The organism is Myxococcus qinghaiensis (genome assembly GCF_024198215.1).
GTDB classification, from domain to species: domain Bacteria; phylum Myxococcota; class Myxococcia; order Myxococcales; family Myxococcaceae; genus Myxococcus; species Myxococcus qinghaiensis.
Genome location: NZ_JAKCFA010000013.1, coordinates 110,096 through 127,510, shown reverse-complemented (window position 1 = coordinate 127,510; position 17,415 = coordinate 110,096). Strand labels below are relative to the sequence as shown.

The following is a 17,415-nucleotide window of genomic DNA, read 5'->3' as shown; positions in this document are numbered from 1 at the left end:
GAAACGGCTTCACCGCGTGGCCTCGCCCAGGGCGCGCAGGCGGCGCCACAGCGTCACGCGGCTGACGCCGAGCAGGCGCGCGGCCTCGGAGCGGTTGCCGCCGGCTCGGGCCAGGGCCGCGCGCACCCGTTGCGCGTCGAGCGGGCCCGCCTCCTTCGGGGAGAGGGTGACACTGTCGGCAGGCGCGTTCTTCGCCTCGGAGAACTCCGGAGGCAGGTCGGCCTCGCGCAGCACCGCGCCCTCGCCGATGACGTAGGCGTACTCCATCACGTTGCGCAGCTCGCGCACGTTGCCCGGCCACCCGTGTGACTCCAGCAGCCGGCGCGCGCCCGGGGCGATTTTCTCCACGCGTCGCGTCCCTCGCTGGTGCAGCTCTCCCAGGAAGCGCAGGGCGAGCGGGAGGATGTCTCCTCGGCGCTCGCGCAGCGTGGGCAGGAAGATGGGCACCACGCGCAGCCGGTACATCAGGTCCGCGCGGAAGCGGCCCGCCTCCACCTCGCGCCGCAGGGCCCGGTGCGTGGCGGCGATGATGCGCACGTCCACCGGCACCGGCGCCCTGCCTCCCACGGGGATGACGGTGCGCGTCTCCAGCACGCGCAACATCTTCGCCTGGAGGTCCAGCGGCAGCTCCGCCACCTCGTCCAGGAACAGCGAGCCGCCGTGCGCCAGCCGGAAGTGGCCCGGACTGTCGCGCACCGCGCCGGTGAAGGCGCCGCGCACGTGGCCGAACAGCTCGCTCTCCAGGAGGTTCGGAGGCAGTGCGGCGCAGTTGATGGCGCGCAGCGGCCCCTTGCCGCGCGTGGACAGCGCATGCAGCGCGTGGGCGATGTGCTCCTTGCCCGTGCCCGACTCGCCGCGCACCAGCACGCTCGACTCCGCGCGGGCCACCTTTTCGACGATGCGGAAGACCCGCCGCAGCTCGGCGTCCTGGGTCCACAGGCCGTGGAAGACCTCGGCGCCCTCGGTGCTTTTCGCGGTGGGCTCCCGGGTGACGGTGAGCGCCCAGCCCTCCTTCTCCAGCGCCACCGCGCGCACGCGCACCGCATGCGAGCGCAGCCGCGCCGTCGTCTCACGGCCCGTCGCGAGCACGGTCTCCAGGCGCTCGGCGCCGCCCTGGGGCACCAGCACCTCCGACAGCGGAGTCCCCTCGCGCACGGCGGCGTCGAGCTGTGCTTCCAGCGCGGGCGTCAGGCCCACCACGCGCCGGCTCGCATCCACGAGCAGCACGGCGCCCGACAGCGCATCGAGCGCGGACAGGGCGAGCTGGGACGGGCGTGGGGGACGGGACGTGGGCATTCGTCAGTGCATAGCCCGGCGCGCGGCGGCTCGCACTCAGGCGCGTCCGCGCATCATCCAATTCCAGTAGAGCTGGGGCAGGCCGTACTTCTTCATCAGCCACATGTCCCGCCGCTCCTTGAGCGTGTCGATGAGGGGGAAGCTGGGCGCGGGCGTGCCTTCGTAGTCGAACTCCGCGAGCAGCAGCTTGCCGTAGCCCGTGGTGAGCGGGCAGGACGCGTAGCCGTCATACCGCGCGGTGGGGACGCGGCCGGCCATGACGGCGCGGAGGTTCTCCACCAGCACCGGCGCCTGCTTGCGGATGGCCGCGCCCGTGCGACTGGTGGGCAGGTCGGAGGCGTCCCCGAGCGCGAAGACTTCGGGAAAGCTCGGGTGCTGGAGCGTGTACTTGTCCGCGCGCACCCAGCCGACACACGCACCCTCACGCGAGGACAGCGGGCTGTTCTTGATGAAGTCCGGCGCGCTCTGGGGCGGGGTGACGTGCAGCAAGTCGTAGCGCAGGGTGACGCGCGTCTTCCGCCCGTCGCGCGTGGTCTCGAAGATGGCCTCGCGCCGCGCGCCGTCCACGGCGACGAGGTTGTGCTCGAAGTGCGTCTGGATGCCGTAGCGCTTCACCACGTCTTCGAGCACGCGGGCATAGGGCCGCACGCCGAAGATGGCCTTGGCGCCCGAGCCGAACACCACCTCCGAGCGCTCGCTCACCCCCGTGCGGCGGAAGTGGTCGGCGGCCAGGTACATGATTTTCTGCGGCGCGCCCGCGCACTTCACCGGCGTGGCGGGCTGGGTGAAGAGGGCGGTGCCACCCTGGAAGCGCTGGAGCATCCGCCACGTCTTGGGGGCGAGCTTCACATCGTAGTTGCTGCTGACGTGCTCGGTCTCCAGCGCGTCACGCAGGCCGGCCACCTTGTCCCAGTCCAGCTGGATGCCAGGCGCGACGACGAGGAAGTCGTAGCCCACGCGCAGCCCGCCCCGCGTGCGGACCTCGCGACGGACGGGGTCCACCTCCTCCGCGGCGTCCTTCAGCCACTTGACCCCGCGAGGGATGAGGCTGGCCTCGTCGCGCACGGTGTCCTCGACGCGCGCCTCACCCGCGCCGACGAGTGTCCAGAGTGGCTGGTAGTAGTGGCGCTCGGAGGGCTCCAGAATCGCGACGCCCTCCTGGCCCAGTCGAGCCAGGCGCGCCGCCACGCAGATGCCGGCCGTGCCTCCGCCGATGATGAGGACCCGGTGACGCTCGCTCACGGGTGCCACGTGGGGCATGGGCGTCACCGCTGGGTCCGTGCAGCCTCGGTCCTCGCTTGGGGGCATCTCGCGCTCGCTTCCTGTCCTGTCTGGGGACGTAGACAGGGGGCCTCAAGCAGGGCGCGTGCCACCATTGTCCCCGAGGGCGACACGCATGTCGCTCGGGAACGTGGGGTGTTTCACACCGTTTCAGCGCGTTTCATGAAACGTCAGGGGCATGACGGTGGCGCAGACCGGCCCGAGCATCGTCAGCGGGCCGGAGTGGGCCCGCGAGCCCCGGATGCGAGCCAGGGAGCTTCCCTGGCCCGCGGACCCGTGAGGCGGGCTGGGCTACTTCTTGTTGCCGAAGATGCCGCGCAGACGCTTCTTCGCCTCTTCCTCGGCGCGCTTCTTCGCCTCGGCCTCCAGCCGCGCCTTCTCCTCGGCGGCCTTGGCCTCCAGCTCCTTGCGCTTGGCCTCGGCGTCGGCGCGCAGCTTCTCCTCGCCGCCTTCGATGACCTGCTGCACCTGCTCGCCGCGCTTGCCGCCAATGAGGTTGCCCGCGAGCGACGAGGCCGCCAGCTTCGCGAGCGTCGTCACCGCCGGCTTCACGTCCACGCCCGTGACTTCGGGCTTCCACGCCGGGCCCGTCAGCTTCAGGCCCACGGGGATATCCGAGGGCGGCGTCACCTTGCCCAAGGTCAACGTCTTCACCGTGGAAGGCGTCAGCGCCACCGAGCCGATGAGGTCCAGCGTACCGTCCAGCTTGATGCCGCCGTCGAAGCTCATCGCCGCTTCCGGCCGCGTCCAGGTGATGGGCTTGGAGAGCTGCGCGACGCCGTTCTTGATTTGCACGCCGAAAGGCAGGTTCTCACTCAGCGACGTCACCTCGCCGCTCTTGAGCGCCTTGGAGGCGAAGGGCAGGGCCTTGGCGAGCGGCTCGGAGACGGACGCCACCAGGTCCTTGCCCAAGAGCGTGCCGCCCAGGATGTTGCCGCTGATGCCGCCCAGCAGCGTCTCCTTGAGCTTCTCCGGCGTGTAGCCGACGCCCTTCACGTCCACGTTCCCGTTGAACGTGCCCGTCATCACCTTTTTCGGCGTGGCCTGCGCAATCGCCTCCGCCATCTGCACGCCGTCCACCTTCACCTTCGCCTCGAAGGGGCGCTGCGCGGCGGCGGGGCCCAGGCGAATCGTCGTCCCGTCCGCGGCCACCTTGCCGCCGAAGACGCCCGAGGAGAACTTCTCCACGGTGATGAGGTCGTCGGTCATCTTGATGACGCCCGTGACGTTGCTCAGGTCCATCTTGCTGTAGCGCAGCGCACCCACCGCGAAGCGGATGTCACCCCGGTAGCCGTTGAAGCGCGCGGGGTCCTCGGGAGGCAGCTCCGCCGACTCGGGCGCCGGCACGGTGCCGCCGTTGCGCGCCGCCAGCTCCTCCTCGTCGAACAAGAGCGCGTCCGCGTCCAGCTTGTGGGCCTTCACGTCCGCGGAGAACGTCGTCGTCTGCTTCTTGCCCACCCCCGCGAGCGCGAACGACGCGCTGCCCGTCACCGTGTCCGCCAGGATGTTCGCGGTCATCTTGGGCACCTCCACCTTCATGCCCACGCCGCCCTTGCCGGGCGCATAGGTCCCCGTGGCGGCCAGGTCCATCCGCTGGCCGGGCGACTTGTCCACCAGCAGGCCGGGCCGCAGGTCCACGCCGGACAGGTCCGCGTTCGCGTCGAACTTCAACGCCCCGCCGCTGGCCGCCGCGCCCGTCACCTTCGCGGTGAGCTTCATGGCGCCGCCCGCGCTCTTCACGAGCTGCGCGGGCACGCGCAGGCGCACCGGCGTCAGGTCCACGTCCACGTTGATGGCCTGCGCGTCCTGCGTACCGCTGCCGCGCACTTCCAGGCCGATGGGGCCGGCAATCATGCCGTTGAGCTGCTTCTTCAGCGGCGGGTAGTACTCGGCGAGCACGGCCGGGTCCAGGTTGCGCCCCACCAGCTCGAAGCCCTGCACGGACGGCTTGTCCGACAGCAGGCCCTTCACCTGGCCCTTGCCGGTGATGTTCGCGGGGCCCAGGTCCAGCTTCAGCTTGTCGAGCGACAAGTCACCGGTGGCGATGTCACCCGCGACGTCCGTGTCCAGCACCACGTCCAGCGCCTTGCCACCCTCCGAGCCCGCGAAGCGCAGGCCCAGCGCGGAGATGACGCCGACGAGCCGCGTGGGGCCCTTGCCCCCGGGCACCGCGCCGCCCAGCTCCGCCTTCCAGTCCGCGTCCACCGTGCCGGCCTGGAGGCCCACGTCGGGAGGCAGGAACGGCCCCAGCGGAGACAGGTCGATTTTCTGCGCCTTGAGCGTCACGCGCTCCGGCGTGGGAATCAGCGTGGGAGGCAGCGGCGCGGCGTGCAGCGACAGCTGGAGGTTCTGCTTGTCCGCGAGCACCGCCGCGGCCAGGTCCACCACCAGCGGCTTGCCGGCGCGCAGGTCCTTCACTTCGATATCCAGGTCCTTCACCGCCAGCTCGCGCGCGGCCTGTCCCCCCGCGCGGTCCACGAAGCGGATGGTGCCGTCGGTGAGCGCGGCGCGCTCGACATGGACGCCGGAGAGGTCCGTGGGCTGCGACTCATCCTCGGGCGGCTTCTCTTCTTCCTTCGGGCTCTGCTCCTCCAGCCGCTGCAGCAGGCGCTGCACGTTGGTGGTGCCGTCGGCCAGGCGCACCACGTTGACGGTGAGGCCGGACAGCTCGGCGTTCTTCACCTGGATGTCCTTGCCCCGCGAGGACAGCAGGGGCCCGGCCGCGACGCTGATGTCCAGTGACGCCATCTGCGCGAGCGGCAGGTCCTCACCCTCGGCGGCGCCGATGGAGACGTTCTCCACCTCCACGCCCACGGTGGGGAAGAGCTGGGTGGAGATGTCCCCGATTTCAATCGGGCGACCCAGCTTCTGTGAATAGGTGGCGGCCTGCTCGCGCGCCGTCTTCAGCAGGATGGCGTCGAGCCGCCAGAGGACCCCGAGCACGACGACGACGAGGAGCGCGAAGACTCCTCCGAGCACGTAGGGCCAGCGGCGCTTCTTCTTCACGACGTCGGACATCGCTTGGTACCTCCTCCAGCGAGCGGGCCCCGGGACTCGGCCCGGCGCGGGGCCTGGGCTGCGGTGTGACGCTTAGCCCAGCCGGGGCCTTGCCGCACGCGTCAGGCGCGAGAACCTCCTGCGTGCGGCGGGAAGACTCATTGCACCCAGGACGGGGGCAGGGGCGTGGAAATGCACGGCGCCCCGCTGGAGCGGGGTCGTCCGGTCGTCCCAAGGGCGAGAAACGGAGGCGCCAGCCGGCCCTCTGGCGCCTCCAGCCACCCAACATGCTCGATGTGCGCACGGAGCAGGCGAGAAGGAAGGGGCTATCTCTCCTCAGGTCGCCTTCAACCCCCGGAAAACGCGCGGCTCAGGGGCCGCTCGGAGGGGGAGCGACAGGGGTATTCACGGGTGGGCTCGTGGGTTTCACGGAGGGCTTCACCGCGGGCTCCCACTTCACGGGGCCGATGGGGACGCCCAGGCGGTCGGCATGGGTGGAGCGCAGCGCTCTGCCCCGAGTGTCGATGGCCAGGGGGGTTCCCTCCACGGTGCCCAGGACCTGGGCGGTGTTCAGGTCCAGCAGCCAGCCCATGTAGAGCAGCAGTCGCTCTCCCGCCATGTCGTGGGCGTATTCGCCCTCATCGCCCAACAGGCGTTGGTCGCCCGTGTCCGCGCTCCACAGCCACAGTCGAGCCTTCCCCTGCTCCGCGCCGTCCTGGGAGGGTTTCACCTCCAGCAGCGCGTGGGTTCCGAAGGCATGGACCCATGAGCTGTCTGGGAGGGGAGGGGTCACCAGGGCGTGTCGCTCCATGTCCAGGAGGAGCAGGCCGTAGGTGCTCGAAGTGTCCTTGTCGTGCAGGACGAAGATGGGCAGCAGTCGAGGTCGCGGTTCAATGGGCCTCCTCATCAGTGAGCGGGTCGACACCTCGCGCTCGAGTGACACGTGCAGCTCAGGCCCGTGCAACTCGAGGTTCGTGTCCTCCGAGTCCGTCTTCGTGCAGCCCACGACGAGCAGCCGACGGGGCTCGTCCACGTCATACAGCCGGGCCTGGCAGCTCGCGGGCACCCAGGTCGTCCGTTGCCCGTGCTCGTCTTCGTAGTCGAGCGCACCATCCGGCGCGGTGCGAATCAGTCCATCACCGAAGGGTCGAAGGATGTCCTTGCCTTCGAGGAGCGGACCTCCCTCCAGGCGCTGGAGGCGGCGCACGGGCTTGTCTCCCTTCCAACCGCCATGGGTGCTGGAGCTGACCGGACCTCGGCACATCGCGGGAGCCAGGGAGGTCTGTTCCTGGGGCCAGGTCAGCGTGCCGTCAGCGTTGGTGTCCTCCGCCACCACGTCGAAGAGGACCCAGCGCCCGCCGTCATGCAGGAACGCTTGTCCGAGCAGCCCAGGCCCCGCGTCCAGCACGCGCTCCTGGCCCCGTGCGACGTCCCGCAGCACCGCCACCGTCTTCCCTGCCTCGTCGCGCCGCAGATAGAGCAGGCGCTTGCCGTCACGCGAGAAGCTGGCGCGCACGGGCGGCTGGGGCGACTTCGAGTCCACGTCGTCGGCGGCCCACGAGGCGAGCACCTGCTCCGTGCCCTTCACGGTGTCGAGGAGTCGGAGCGCGCCCTCGCGCACCAGGACCAGGTGTCGCCCCGAGGTGTCCCACGCGAGCACGTCCTCGATGGCGACGCCCGCTCCTGGCTCCAGGAAGAGATAGGGCCGGGCCTCGTCACCCAGGAGCTCACCGTGGAAGTCCACCTCGACCTCGATGGCTCCATCCTGGTTGGTGTCCTCGCGCACCTGACACGCGAGCAGCCACCGTCCATCGGGCGCTGAGGCCTGGAGCAGGAAGGGGTGCGGAGTTCCGTACTCTCCCGTGGGGAGCTCCGTGCTCGGCAGGCGCTCACGCGAGGCGCACGCGGTGAACAGCCACACGATGGACAACAGGAGACCTGCGCGCGGAGTCATGTCCCGCAAGCCTGTGCCACGTCGTCATGGGTGGGCAAGCAGGCATCGTGAGCGTCCGACTCAGGACGGACCCACGCGCGTGTTCGCGCAACGGTGAGTCAGCACACGTCAAGGGGGACCTCCGGGGCGACCCGACGGGTTGAGCGCACGACGGCGTCTTGCGAGCGCGCTTGTTTCCGCCTACCCCTTACCCACACGAGTGCCGAGACTTCGGCCCGTCATCCTTGAAGAGAGCCCTCATGCGCATTCGTGTCGCAGTCATTTTGCTGGCCAGTCTCTCCGCGTGCGCGTCGCGCTCGAAGGACGGGTCGGAGTCATCCTCCTCCTTGCCCTCGCCCTCTCGCGCCGCCACCGCCTCCTATTCGCACTTCATCCGCGAGTACCTGGATTGGTTCTCCGCCGCCAACCCCGTGCGCGCGACGCGACTGGGCTTCCATGCGCATGACGCGCGCCTGCAGGACGTCTCGCAGGAGGCGCTGAAGCGCAAGGCCGAGGCGCTGCGCGGCTGGCTCACGCGACTGGAGCAGGTGAACTGCTCCGCGCTCACGGGCGACGAGGCCATCGACGGCGTGGTGTTGCAGAACGCCATCCGCGCGGAGTTGTTTGAGCTGGAGGAGGAGCGCATCTGGGAGAAGAACCCCGGCGCCTACGTGGGCCTGGTCTCCGGCGGCCTGTCCACGTTGTCCTCGCGCGACTTCGCGCCGCTGGGCGAGCGGATGCGGGACATGCGCTCACGCATGGCGCGAATCCCAGACGTCCTGGAGGCGGCGAAGACGAACCTCAAGGGCGTGCCCCGGTTGTGGGCGGAGCAGGCCATCCGCGACGCGCGCGGCACGCAGGTGTATCTGCGCGTGGACCTGCCGCGGGCCCTGGAGGCCCAGGGCCTGGACAAGGTATCGCCCGCGGAGCGCGAGGCCTTCCACGCCGCGCGCGCGGACGCCCTGCGGCAGATGGAGGGCTTCACCGAGTGGCTGGAGGAGGAGCTGCTGCCCCAGGCGAACGGCGACTTCCGCATGGGCCGCGCGCTGTTCGAGAAGAAGCTGGCGCTGGAGGAGCACATCACGCTGAACGCGGACCAGCTGCGCGACATCAACGAGCGCGCCATCCGTGAGTACAAGGCCTGGGTCGCGCGCGAGACGGCGAAGGTGGACCCGACGAAGACGCCGGAGCAGGTGATGGCGGCCCTGGTGAAGGACCACCCCACCTCCGAGGAGCTGATTCCCCTGGCGCGCACCCAGCTGGTGGAGCTGCAGCGCTTCGTGCGCGAGAAGGACATCCTGACCCTGCCCTCGGACGCGCTGCCGTCCGTGCGCGAGACGCCGCCGTACGAGCGGCTGGGCTTCGCGTCCATGGACACGCCGGGCCCCTTTGAGAGCAAGGCGAAGGAGGCCTACTACAACATCACCAACGTGGAGGCGGAGTGGTCCACGGAGGAGAAGTCGCAGCACCTGACGTACTTCAACCGCGCGGGCCTGTTGGGCATCACCGTGCACGAGGCCATGCCCGGCCACTTCGTCCAGCTGCTCTACGGGTCCAAGATTCCCACCGACGTGCGCAAGGTCTTCACCCCCGCCTCCGTGGTGGAGGGCTGGGCCCACTACGCCGAGCAGATGATGGTGGACGAGGGCCTGGGCGAGGGTGACCCGTCGGTGCGCCTGGGCCAGCTGCGGCGCGCGCTCCAGCGGCACGCGCGGTGGTACGCGGCGCTGGCGCTGCACGTCTACAACGAGCCGGTGGACGCGGTGGCGAAGCGCTACGCGGAGATTGCGTACTTCGAGCCCTTCCCCGCGATGCGCGAGGTGGAGCGCGGCACGTCCAACCCCACGTACCTGTACTACGCGGCGGGGCGCATGCAGATTCTGAAGCTGCGCGAGGACTACCGGAAGCACCTGGAGGCGAGCGGGAAGAAGTTCGTCCTGAAGGACTTCCACGACCGCTTCCTGCAGCTCGGCCTTCCGGTGTCGCTCGCGCGCAAGGTGCTCATCCCCAACGACGAGTCACCGTCGCTGGAGTGAGCGCGACGGGCTACAGCTCGATGACGTCCGACGGAGTCGTCGGCGTCTCGCGCGCGGTGAGGCCCTCAATCGTGAAGCCCTGGGGCGCGCGGATGGCGGCCCCGTGGTTCGGGTCGATGAACAGGCGCACCGGGTCGGTCAGGCCCTCGTAGCCGACCTCGAACACCTCCAGCCCCGCGTACTCGAGTGACGGCGTGGGCCCGGTGTCGCAGCACGGGCCCAGGCGTTTCCAGGCGACGCGCTGGCCCTGGGGGCCGCGCAGCAGCTCGAAGAAGGCCATGACGCCCGGGTTGCCCCAGCCCACGCGCACGGGGTCCTCCGCGCGGTAGCCGTAGGTGCTGCCGTCCTCCGCGAGGCTCGCGACAGCGGGAGCCTCCTCGCGAGGGGCCCGCACCACGGCCGGGTTCGACGAAGCACACGCCGACAGTGTCAGCAAAAGCCCGAGACAGGCGATTCGAAGCGAAACCATTGCACCCTCCTCCTCCACGCCACCCGCGGCGAAAGTGGGAACGGCCTTTCGCGCGTGCACGAACTCGCCCGCCGGAGTCGTTCGACAGCCAACGCTCCCAAGCCCTGGCGGCGGGCCCTCGATTGCCCGTGCCTCTGAGACGGCCGTGCTCATGACTTTCCAGAACCCGGCACTCGGCTCTCAGGGCTCCGTGGAATGCCGTCCCGGAAGGCCCCTGGCTTTCCACCGTGGGACAGCGCTTCCCGGCTCGAATTGACTCTCGGGGACGACGCGCCGAGCGTGGGTGCGTGCGCCCGCTCTCACGTCCAGTTCGCGGTGGTTCGCGCGGCGCGGCGAAGTCCGGCCGCCGCCGTGCCATGGCGTGGGGATTGGCCGCCGGGTGCCTGGCGCTGGCCACCGCGTGTCAGCACCGCAGGGAGGAGTCATGTGCCGCCGTGCAGGCCCTGGTGATGGAGGAGCTGCGCGTGACGGATGGCCTGGGGGACAGCCAGCATGACGCGCACTCGCTGGCCTTGAACGCGAGCCAGTTGGAGGAGCTGTCCTCGCGACTGAAGGCCCTGCGAGTCAGTGACGCCGCGCTGCGAGAGGCCGTGCGGCGCTATGGCGCGGACCTGGACGTGCTGGCGCAGTCGCATGCGCGCATCGCCCGGGCGCGGGCACTCCCAGAGCAGGATGCCGCCGCGATGGACGATGGACAGGTGGGCCCCGGCGTCACGCTGACCGCCTATGAGGACTCGGTGAACGAGGCGCGCTCCGCCATCTCCCGCCTGTGCTCCGGGCCGTGAGGCCCCCGCCACCTCACGTGCCCCAGTAGTAGCTCCACTTGAGCATCACCGCGTCGTTGGCGGCTCCCGCCATCAGGCGCCGTGGACGCAGCGTCGCGAAGGGCCGCTCTCCCTCCGGCTCCGGCAGGCCCTGCTGCGAGCGTGAGTAGACGACGAAGAGCGTGGAGCCGAGCTGGTACTCCCACCGCGCCACGACATTCACGTTCAACGCGGTGTCGTAGAAGCTGCTGTCGTCCGCGTGTTCGATGGGCGTCAGCGAGTCCAGCCGGATGCGCGTCCGGCGCGCGTCGGACGTCGCCGTGAAGAAGGGGCCGTAGGTGCCGTGCGCGGTGAAGAGCTGCGCGTAGCCCTGCAAGGTGAGCCGGGGCGTCAGCACCCACTGCTGGCGCAGCGTGAGCGACAGGTAGCGCGAGTCCAGCGCGCCCAGCAGGAAGCCTCCGTCGGCCCGCGTCTCCACGTAGCGCGGCCCGTGGTCCGTCTTGTCGTTGCTCACGGAGAGCTCCGTCTGGAGCGAAGGGTGCGGCCGCATCGACAGCGTGGCCTCCGCGCCCCAATCCCAGGCAGGAGCGCTCGGTCCGCCCTGGAAGCGGTGGCCCACCGACGCGTAGCCCTCCACCGAGACAGGGCGGTTGGGATTCGTCTCGGCGCTGACGGCCACGAACATCCGGTCCGGCCGCTCCAGCGGGACGCCCGTCTTCCCCAGCTCCCGCACGTCGTAGGCGTTGAGGTCCGCACCCGTCTCCACGCTCACCGTGTCGAAGCTGGGCAGGGTGGCGCTCGCGAAGAGGTTGAACCAGGTGACCCGGTGCTCGCTCCGGTCATCCGCCGTCCACCGTCCGCCGACGTGGGCATTGGCGAACAGCGCCTTGAACGGGCCCAGGCCATTGGGCCGCGCGTAGCGAAGCGAGGCCCGGGGCGCCACCTCGTTCTGCGAGCGCTGGAAGCCCGTGGCCACCAGCGACAGCTTCGGCGTCGCGACATCCACGCCGACCTCCGGACGCAGGCCCTCGCCACCGAAGCGGCCCGCGCGCAGGTAACCTCCCACGCCCGAGTCTCCGCCCCGCAGCAGCGTGCCGTCCGCGAGCACGCGCTCCGGTGGGCCGCCGTCCACGCGCGACGCCACCATCATCCCGTACACGCCCCAGGTGCTGTCCGCCGTCTTCAAGTCGAAGTCGAGCGCGCCGGTGAGCCCGCCGCGTCCCCGACACGACGCCGGTTGCAGCGCGCCTTCCAGGGCCGCGTCCTCGGCGGTGCAGGTGCCCGACAGCGGGTTGGCCATGGCCACCGCGCCGCCCACGCGCGAGCCCGCGCCCACCTTCCCGCGTGCCACCGCCACCAGGTAGTGCGTCGTCGCGGAGGGCTCGTCCGGCAGCTCCAGCCCCGCGCCCAGGTGCAGCGGCCTGCGCCAGTCGAAGCGCAGGCGCTTGTCCGGGCTCGCCTCGTCGCGCGCCTGCCAGGGCCCTGTGACGAGCGCGTCCAGCACGCCCACCTGCACGCCGCCCACCGAGCCCGTCACCTTCGCCGCGCCGAGCAGCGGCGTGTCCAGGCCGATGCGCCGCGAGTAGAAGAGCGCCAGCGGCGCGTCACCCACGCCCATGCCCACCGGCTGGAACAGCTCCATGCCCTGCGTGAAGAAGGGGCGGCGCTCCGGGAAGTACGCCTCGAACGTGCTCAGGTTGAGCAGCAGCTCGTCCGCCTCCACCTCGCCGAAGTCCGGGTTGAACGTCGCCGCCAGCGCCAGCTCGCTGGTGAGCGAGGCGCGCACGTCCAGGCCCACGTCCATGGACGGGCTGAGCAGGCGCGGCGCCGGCCGTGACGCGTCCGAGAACTGGGGCCGCGCCAGGCCCCGCGCCGCCAGGTACGGCATCAGCTCCCACCGCCCGCGCGGCTGGAGGTTCTCCAGGCCCGTCAGGTGGCCCAGCCGCGACACGTTGGCGTTGTGGTTGCGCGGGTTGTCCACTGACTCCAGCTCCTCGTTCTTGCGCGCGATGTCGCGGCGCACCGAGAAGCCCCACGTCTGCACCGGCGCCTCCGGGAAGCGCAGCAGCGAGAGGGGAATGGCGAACTCCGCCACCCAGCCATCCGCCACGTCGCCCGCGGCCCCGGCCCAGATGCCGCTCCAGTCCTCCGTGTAGTAGCGGTCGTCGTAGAACAGCCCGTCGCTCTGCACGCCGCCGGCGGTGACGGAGAAGCTGTACGCGGTGCGGTGGTCATGCGTCGGGTCGATGAGCACATGCACCGTGTCCGAGTACGGCGCGCTGTCCCGCCGCCCCAGCCGCCTGTCGATGCGCGAAGGCTCCGAGTCGCGCGCCACCACGCCCACGTACAGCATGTCCTCGTCGTAGAGCACTCGCAGCTCCGTCTTCTCCGACGGTGCCCGGCCCGCCGCCGGATAGCGCTCCACGAAGCCGTCGAACACGGGCGCGCGCGCCCAGTCGTCCTCATCCAACCTGCCGTCCACCTGGACCGGGCGGGTGGCTCGCGCCGCCTGGAGGAACTGCTCCTTCCCCGGCCCCTCCACCGCCGCGCCCGCCGCCAGACTCCACAGCGACACCCCGAGCGCGATGGCCCCTCTGACACCGAATGACATGACCCTCTTCCCTCGTGCCCCACGCAGCGGGGACACCGGGCTCCCTTGGTGGAGAACGTGAGTGGAGACAGAGATTCCGGAGTGGCCCGGGAGTGCTACTTGCCGTCCTTGCCGCCTCCCGACATGGAACGCATGAACGTCTCGTCGATTCCATGGATGCGCAGACGCACCAGCTCCTCCGGGGTGATGTTCTTGTAGCCCGCGTCGCGCAGCTTCTTCACGAACTCGGGCGTCACGCCGTGGATGCGGAAGGAGACCAGCTCTTCCTGCGTGATTTCCTTGAAGCCCAGCTCTCGCATCTCCTTCACGAAGGGCGTGGTGACCTGGTGGATGCGCATGGCGACGAAGTCGTCCGCGTCCAGGTCCTTGAAGCCCAGCTCCCGCATCTCCTTCACGAAGGGCGTGGTGACGCCGTGGATGCGCATGGCGACCAGCTCGTCCACATCCAGGTCCTTGAAGCCCAGGCCGCGCATCTCCCGGGCGAACTCGGTGGTGATGCCGTGGATGCGGAAGGCAACGATTTTCTCGGCGTCCAGGCCGCGGTAGCCCATGGCGTTCACCTCGCGGATGTACTCGGGGGTGACGCCGTGGATGGACATGGCGAGCAGGTCCTCCCAGGACAGCTTGGGGAAGCCCGAGGCTGCCAGGTCCTTCGCGCGCTGGGGCGTGACGCCGTGGATGCGGCCCTGCACCAGCTGCTCGAGGGTCAGCTTCCCGTAGCCCACCTTCGCCAGCTCACGGATGTACTCGGCATTCACGTTGAAGATGGCCACCGTGAGCAGCTGCTCGCGAGGAATCTCCTTGTAGCCGAGGGCCGCCAGCTCCTTCACCCGCTGGGTGGTGAGGTGGGTGGCCGCGAACTGGAACTGGTCGCGAGGGGTGAGGTTCGGGTAGCCGAGCGCGGCCATGGCCTTCGCGTAGGCCTCGCTGGGAGCGAAGGTGTAGTGGCCCGCGCCTTCACCGCCCTGGAAGGTGCCGGTGAAGGAGAGGACGCCGGCCTCGCGGGTGAGGGTGAAGGTGGACGGGCCGTCCGCGGTGGACAGGCCCTGGAAGGAGGCGCGGGGCTCGGTGAAGCCCATCTGCCCCTTGCCGCCGCCCTCATCGTCGGGATGGATGAGGTTGATGTGGAAGCTCTCAGGCGACGACTTCTCGCGGACGGAGGACGTCCACGTGCCGCGCAGCTCATTCGCGGCGGAGGTGGTGGTGGCCACCAGCAACAGGACACAGCAGGTCAACAGCGACGACAGGCGACGCATGGCGAGGCTCCTTCGGTTCTTGGATGGACCCCTCCCGTCCAGCGCGCGCCGGTGTGGGCGCGTCCGTGGGGAAGGGTGTGTGTGAAGCGGGGAGAGGCGGTGTCACGGGCCCGGGGAGCGAGCGATGCGCCCCGGGCTACTCGGTGACGGATGTGACGGTGTAGCGGGTGTTACTTGGAGTCGCGCAGCCGCCGGATGAACTCGGCGTCCACGCCGCCGGAGCGCAGGCGCACCAGCTCATCGGCGGAGAGGTTCTTCAGGCCCGCGGCGTTCAGCTCGCGCAGGAACTCCGGGGTGACGCCCAGCGCGCGCAGCTCGGTCAGCTGGTCCGGGTCCTTCGTCTCCACGCCGGCCGCGCGCATCTGCTCCAGCCACGACGGGGTGACACCCACCGCGCGCAGCTCCTGGAGGTCATCCGGGGAGAGCTTGGGCAGGCCGAACTTGCCCAGCGCGCCGATGTACGCCGGGTCCACGCCCACCGCGCGCAGCTCGGTGATGTCCTCCAGCGACATGCCGGAGTAGCCCGCGGCCTTCAGCCCGCGCACGTAGTCCTCGTTCACTCCCACCGCGCGCGCCTCCACCACGTCGTCCGGGTCCTTCGTGTCGAAGCCCGCGCCCTTGAGCGCCGCCAGGTACTCCTGCGTGACACCCATGGCGCGCAGCTCCACCAGCGTGTCGGCGTCCAGCTTGCGGCCGAAGCTCGCGCTCATCTGCTTCGCGTACTCGGGGGTGATGCCCATGTGGCCCATCTCGACGAGGTTGGCCACGGTGGGCTCGTAGCCCATCGCCTCCAGCTCCCGCACCCGCTCCGGCGTGACGCCCGCCGTCTTCAGCGCGACGAGCTGGTCGACGGAGAGCGGCTGCCCCGCGCCCACCCGGGTGCGCTCGTCGGCGTCGTCACGGCCGGAGAACCCCTGCACCTTCACATTCACCTTCGGCGCGACGGCCAGCTTGATGGGGGCGTTCACCTTGACGTCGACGAGAGGGCTCAGCGGCGCGACGTGAACGCGGGGCGCGGAGGGCGCGCTCGGCGGTGTCACGGAGATGCGAGGCGCGGTCGGCGGCGCGGGAGGCTCCATCGCCTCGGACGGCGCGGGGACGGCGGCGCCCGGCTGGGCCTTGGACGAGGTGTCGGACGCGGGGCCCTGGTTCAGCACCAGCGACGTCAGGGGCGCGGCCACCGCGAGGCTGCTGACCAACGTGAGCACCGACGCTCCGGCCACCCAGCGGGAGGAGCAGCGCGGCGCGGGAGGGGAGACCAGGCGGCGCACGCGCTCGGGCAGCGAGCCACCCAGGGCGGACATCGCGTGGCTCGGCTCCGAGGGCAGCACCCGCAGGGCCTCCAGCGCGGTGAGGGCCCGGGCGTAGGAGACGGAGTTGCCGCTGGCGCTCACCGCCACGTCGTCGCAGCAGTGCTCGCGCTCCACGCGGATGATGTTGGACATCCACCGCACGGCGGGGTGGTAGAAGAAGAGCGTCTCCACCACCACCTGCGCCAGGTTCACCGCGAAGTCATGCCGGCGGATGTGGGCCAGCTCGTGCGCCAGCACCATCTCCAGCTGGCGCGTGGGAAGTCCACAGAGGGTGGACACCGGCAGCAGCACCACCGGCGACAGCCAGCCCACCGTCGAAGGCACGTCCACCTCGGTCGACTGGAGCAGCCGCACCGCGCGCGTCAGGCCCAGCCGTCGCGACAGCGTGTCCAGTCGCTCCTGCCACTCGCGCGGCGCGGGCAGGGCACGGCGCGCGAGCCGGCGCAGCTGCACCCACTCCGCCGTCAGCCGTCCGGAGCTGAGCCCCACGCCCGCCACCCACGCGAGCACCACCCACCGCAGCAGGCTGTCCAGCGACGCGCGAGCCTGCTCCACCAGCCGCATCAACACGCTCGCCGGCGCAAGTTGCGTCCATTCGGACATGGTGGCCCGCGTGGGCTCGCGCTCGGAGGAGACGACGGCGCGGGGCGTCCCGGCCCACCGGGGCTGAGCGCGAGGCGCGAGGCGCGGCTCCTCATGCACGGCCCGGGTAACCGCGGCGTGCTCCGCCTGAAGCGTGGCGCGCGCTCGAGTCGCGTGCCGCCACCCGGTGGCCGCGGGCAGCACCACGGTCAGCACCAGCGCGCCACAGGCCAGCGCATAGCGCGCGTTGGCCGCCCGGCGTCCCACCGTCACCAGCGCCACCGCCAGCCCCAGCGCCACCAGCGCGCCCTGCCAGAGCGAGTGCACCAGCGCCCATCCCAGCGACTCCATCCACAGGCTGCTCATTCGTCCGCTCCTTCCAGGGAATCGAGCAGCTGGCGCAACTGGGCCAGCTCCTCCGGGCTCGTCTTGCGAGAGGACAACGCCTGCATGGCCAGCCGCGCCGGAGAGCCGCCGAAGGCGCGCTCCACCAGGTCCGTCACCAGCTGCCGCTGCGTGCGCTGCTCCGTCGCCCGGGCCCGATACACGTGCGCGCGTTGGGACTCGTCGCGCTCCACCAGGCCCTTGTCCGTCATGATCTGCATCAGCTTCAGCACCGTCGTGTAGCCCGTGGCCTCCGCCGGCTCACGCCGGTGAAGCGCCTCGTGCACCTCGCGCACCGTGCTGTCTCCGCGCTCCCACAGCACCCTCAGGATGGCCAGCTCGCCATCCGTGGGGCGCGGCAGCTTCGACTCGCTCATGGCTTCCTCGCGTCCAACATGCACGACTCATCATACGAATGACTTCGTAGATGTCAACGAAGGTCTTCGTAGATGCCATGCGTGAGGTGGGATGCGCTCCGGAAGTGCGGGCCAGT

Annotated in this window: 11 protein-coding genes; 2 read left to right on the top strand and 9 right to left on the bottom strand. The window is 70.5% G+C overall.

Annotation, left to right across the window (positions count from 1 at the left end):
* Positions 1 to 9: 9 nt before the first annotated feature.
* The 4 genes from LZ199_RS24635 to LZ199_RS24620 all read right to left on the bottom strand — a co-directional run bounded on the left by LZ199_RS24635 (position 10) and on the right by LZ199_RS24620 (position 7,528).
* Entirely contained in the window at positions 10 to 1,296 is a 1,287-nt protein-coding gene (locus tag LZ199_RS24635) for a sigma-54 interaction domain-containing protein (RefSeq protein ID WP_253996198.1), read from the bottom strand.
* Between the two features lie 36 nt (positions 1,297 to 1,332).
* Positions 1,333 to 2,556, bottom strand: a complete 1,224-nt coding sequence (locus LZ199_RS24630) for an NAD(P)/FAD-dependent oxidoreductase (protein WP_253996197.1) — start codon at positions 2,554 to 2,556, stop codon at positions 1,333 to 1,335.
* Positions 2,557 to 2,868: 312 nt separating this feature from the next.
* Complete coding sequence (locus LZ199_RS24625) at positions 2,869 to 5,595, bottom strand: DUF748 domain-containing protein (protein ID WP_253996196.1); 2,727 nt, start codon at positions 5,593 to 5,595, stop codon at positions 2,869 to 2,871.
* Positions 5,596 to 5,944: 349 nt separating this feature from the next.
* Positions 5,945 to 7,528: a TolB-like translocation protein gene (locus tag LZ199_RS24620; protein WP_253996195.1), complete on the bottom strand. Its 1,584-nt coding sequence runs from the start codon at positions 7,526 to 7,528 to the stop codon at positions 5,945 to 5,947.
* Positions 7,529 to 7,854: 326 nt separating this feature from the next.
* Here LZ199_RS24620 and LZ199_RS24615 point away from each other — a divergent pair, with 326 nt between their 5' ends.
* Positions 7,855 to 9,543, top strand: coding sequence for a DUF885 domain-containing protein (locus LZ199_RS24615; protein WP_253996194.1), 1,689 nt, complete (start codon positions 7,855 to 7,857; stop codon positions 9,541 to 9,543).
* A 10-nt stretch (positions 9,544 to 9,553) separates the two neighbouring features.
* Here the strand turns inward: LZ199_RS24615 and LZ199_RS24610 are convergent, their stop codons facing one another.
* Positions 9,554 to 10,012, bottom strand: a complete 459-nt coding sequence (locus LZ199_RS24610) for a fibril protein (protein WP_253996193.1) — start codon at positions 10,010 to 10,012, stop codon at positions 9,554 to 9,556.
* 287 nt (positions 10,013 to 10,299) lie between these two features.
* Here LZ199_RS24610 and LZ199_RS24605 point away from each other — a divergent pair, with 287 nt between their 5' ends.
* Positions 10,300 to 10,797: a hypothetical protein gene (locus LZ199_RS24605; protein ID WP_253996192.1), complete on the top strand. Its 498-nt coding sequence runs from the start codon at positions 10,300 to 10,302 to the stop codon at positions 10,795 to 10,797.
* A gap of 13 nt (positions 10,798 to 10,810) precedes the next feature.
* Here LZ199_RS24605 and LZ199_RS24600 read toward each other — a convergent pair whose 3' ends face one another.
* From LZ199_RS24600 to LZ199_RS24585, 4 genes are all read right to left on the bottom strand, one after another.
* Complete coding sequence (locus tag LZ199_RS24600; RefSeq protein WP_253996191.1) at positions 10,811 to 13,387, bottom strand: carbohydrate binding family 9 domain-containing protein; 2,577 nt, start codon at positions 13,385 to 13,387, stop codon at positions 10,811 to 10,813.
* Between the two features lie 95 nt (positions 13,388 to 13,482).
* The gene (locus LZ199_RS24595) at positions 13,483 to 14,643 is read right to left on the bottom strand and encodes a 4-hydroxy-3-methylbut-2-enyl diphosphate reductase (RefSeq protein ID WP_253996190.1); all 1,161 of its coding nucleotides are present in this window, start codon (positions 14,641 to 14,643) and stop codon (positions 13,483 to 13,485) included.
* 170 nt (positions 14,644 to 14,813) lie between these two features.
* Positions 14,814 to 16,904 carry a M56 family metallopeptidase gene (locus LZ199_RS24590; RefSeq protein WP_253996189.1) on the bottom strand — a complete coding sequence of 697 codons (2,091 nt, stop codon included), beginning with the start codon at positions 16,902 to 16,904 and terminating at the stop codon, positions 14,814 to 14,816.
* The gene (locus tag LZ199_RS24585) at positions 16,901 to 17,299 is read right to left on the bottom strand and encodes a BlaI/MecI/CopY family transcriptional regulator (protein WP_253996188.1); all 399 of its coding nucleotides are present in this window, start codon (positions 17,297 to 17,299) and stop codon (positions 16,901 to 16,903) included. Before LZ199_RS24585 ends, LZ199_RS24590 begins: the two co-directional genes overlap by 4 nt.
* Positions 17,300 to 17,415 lie beyond the last annotated feature (116 nt).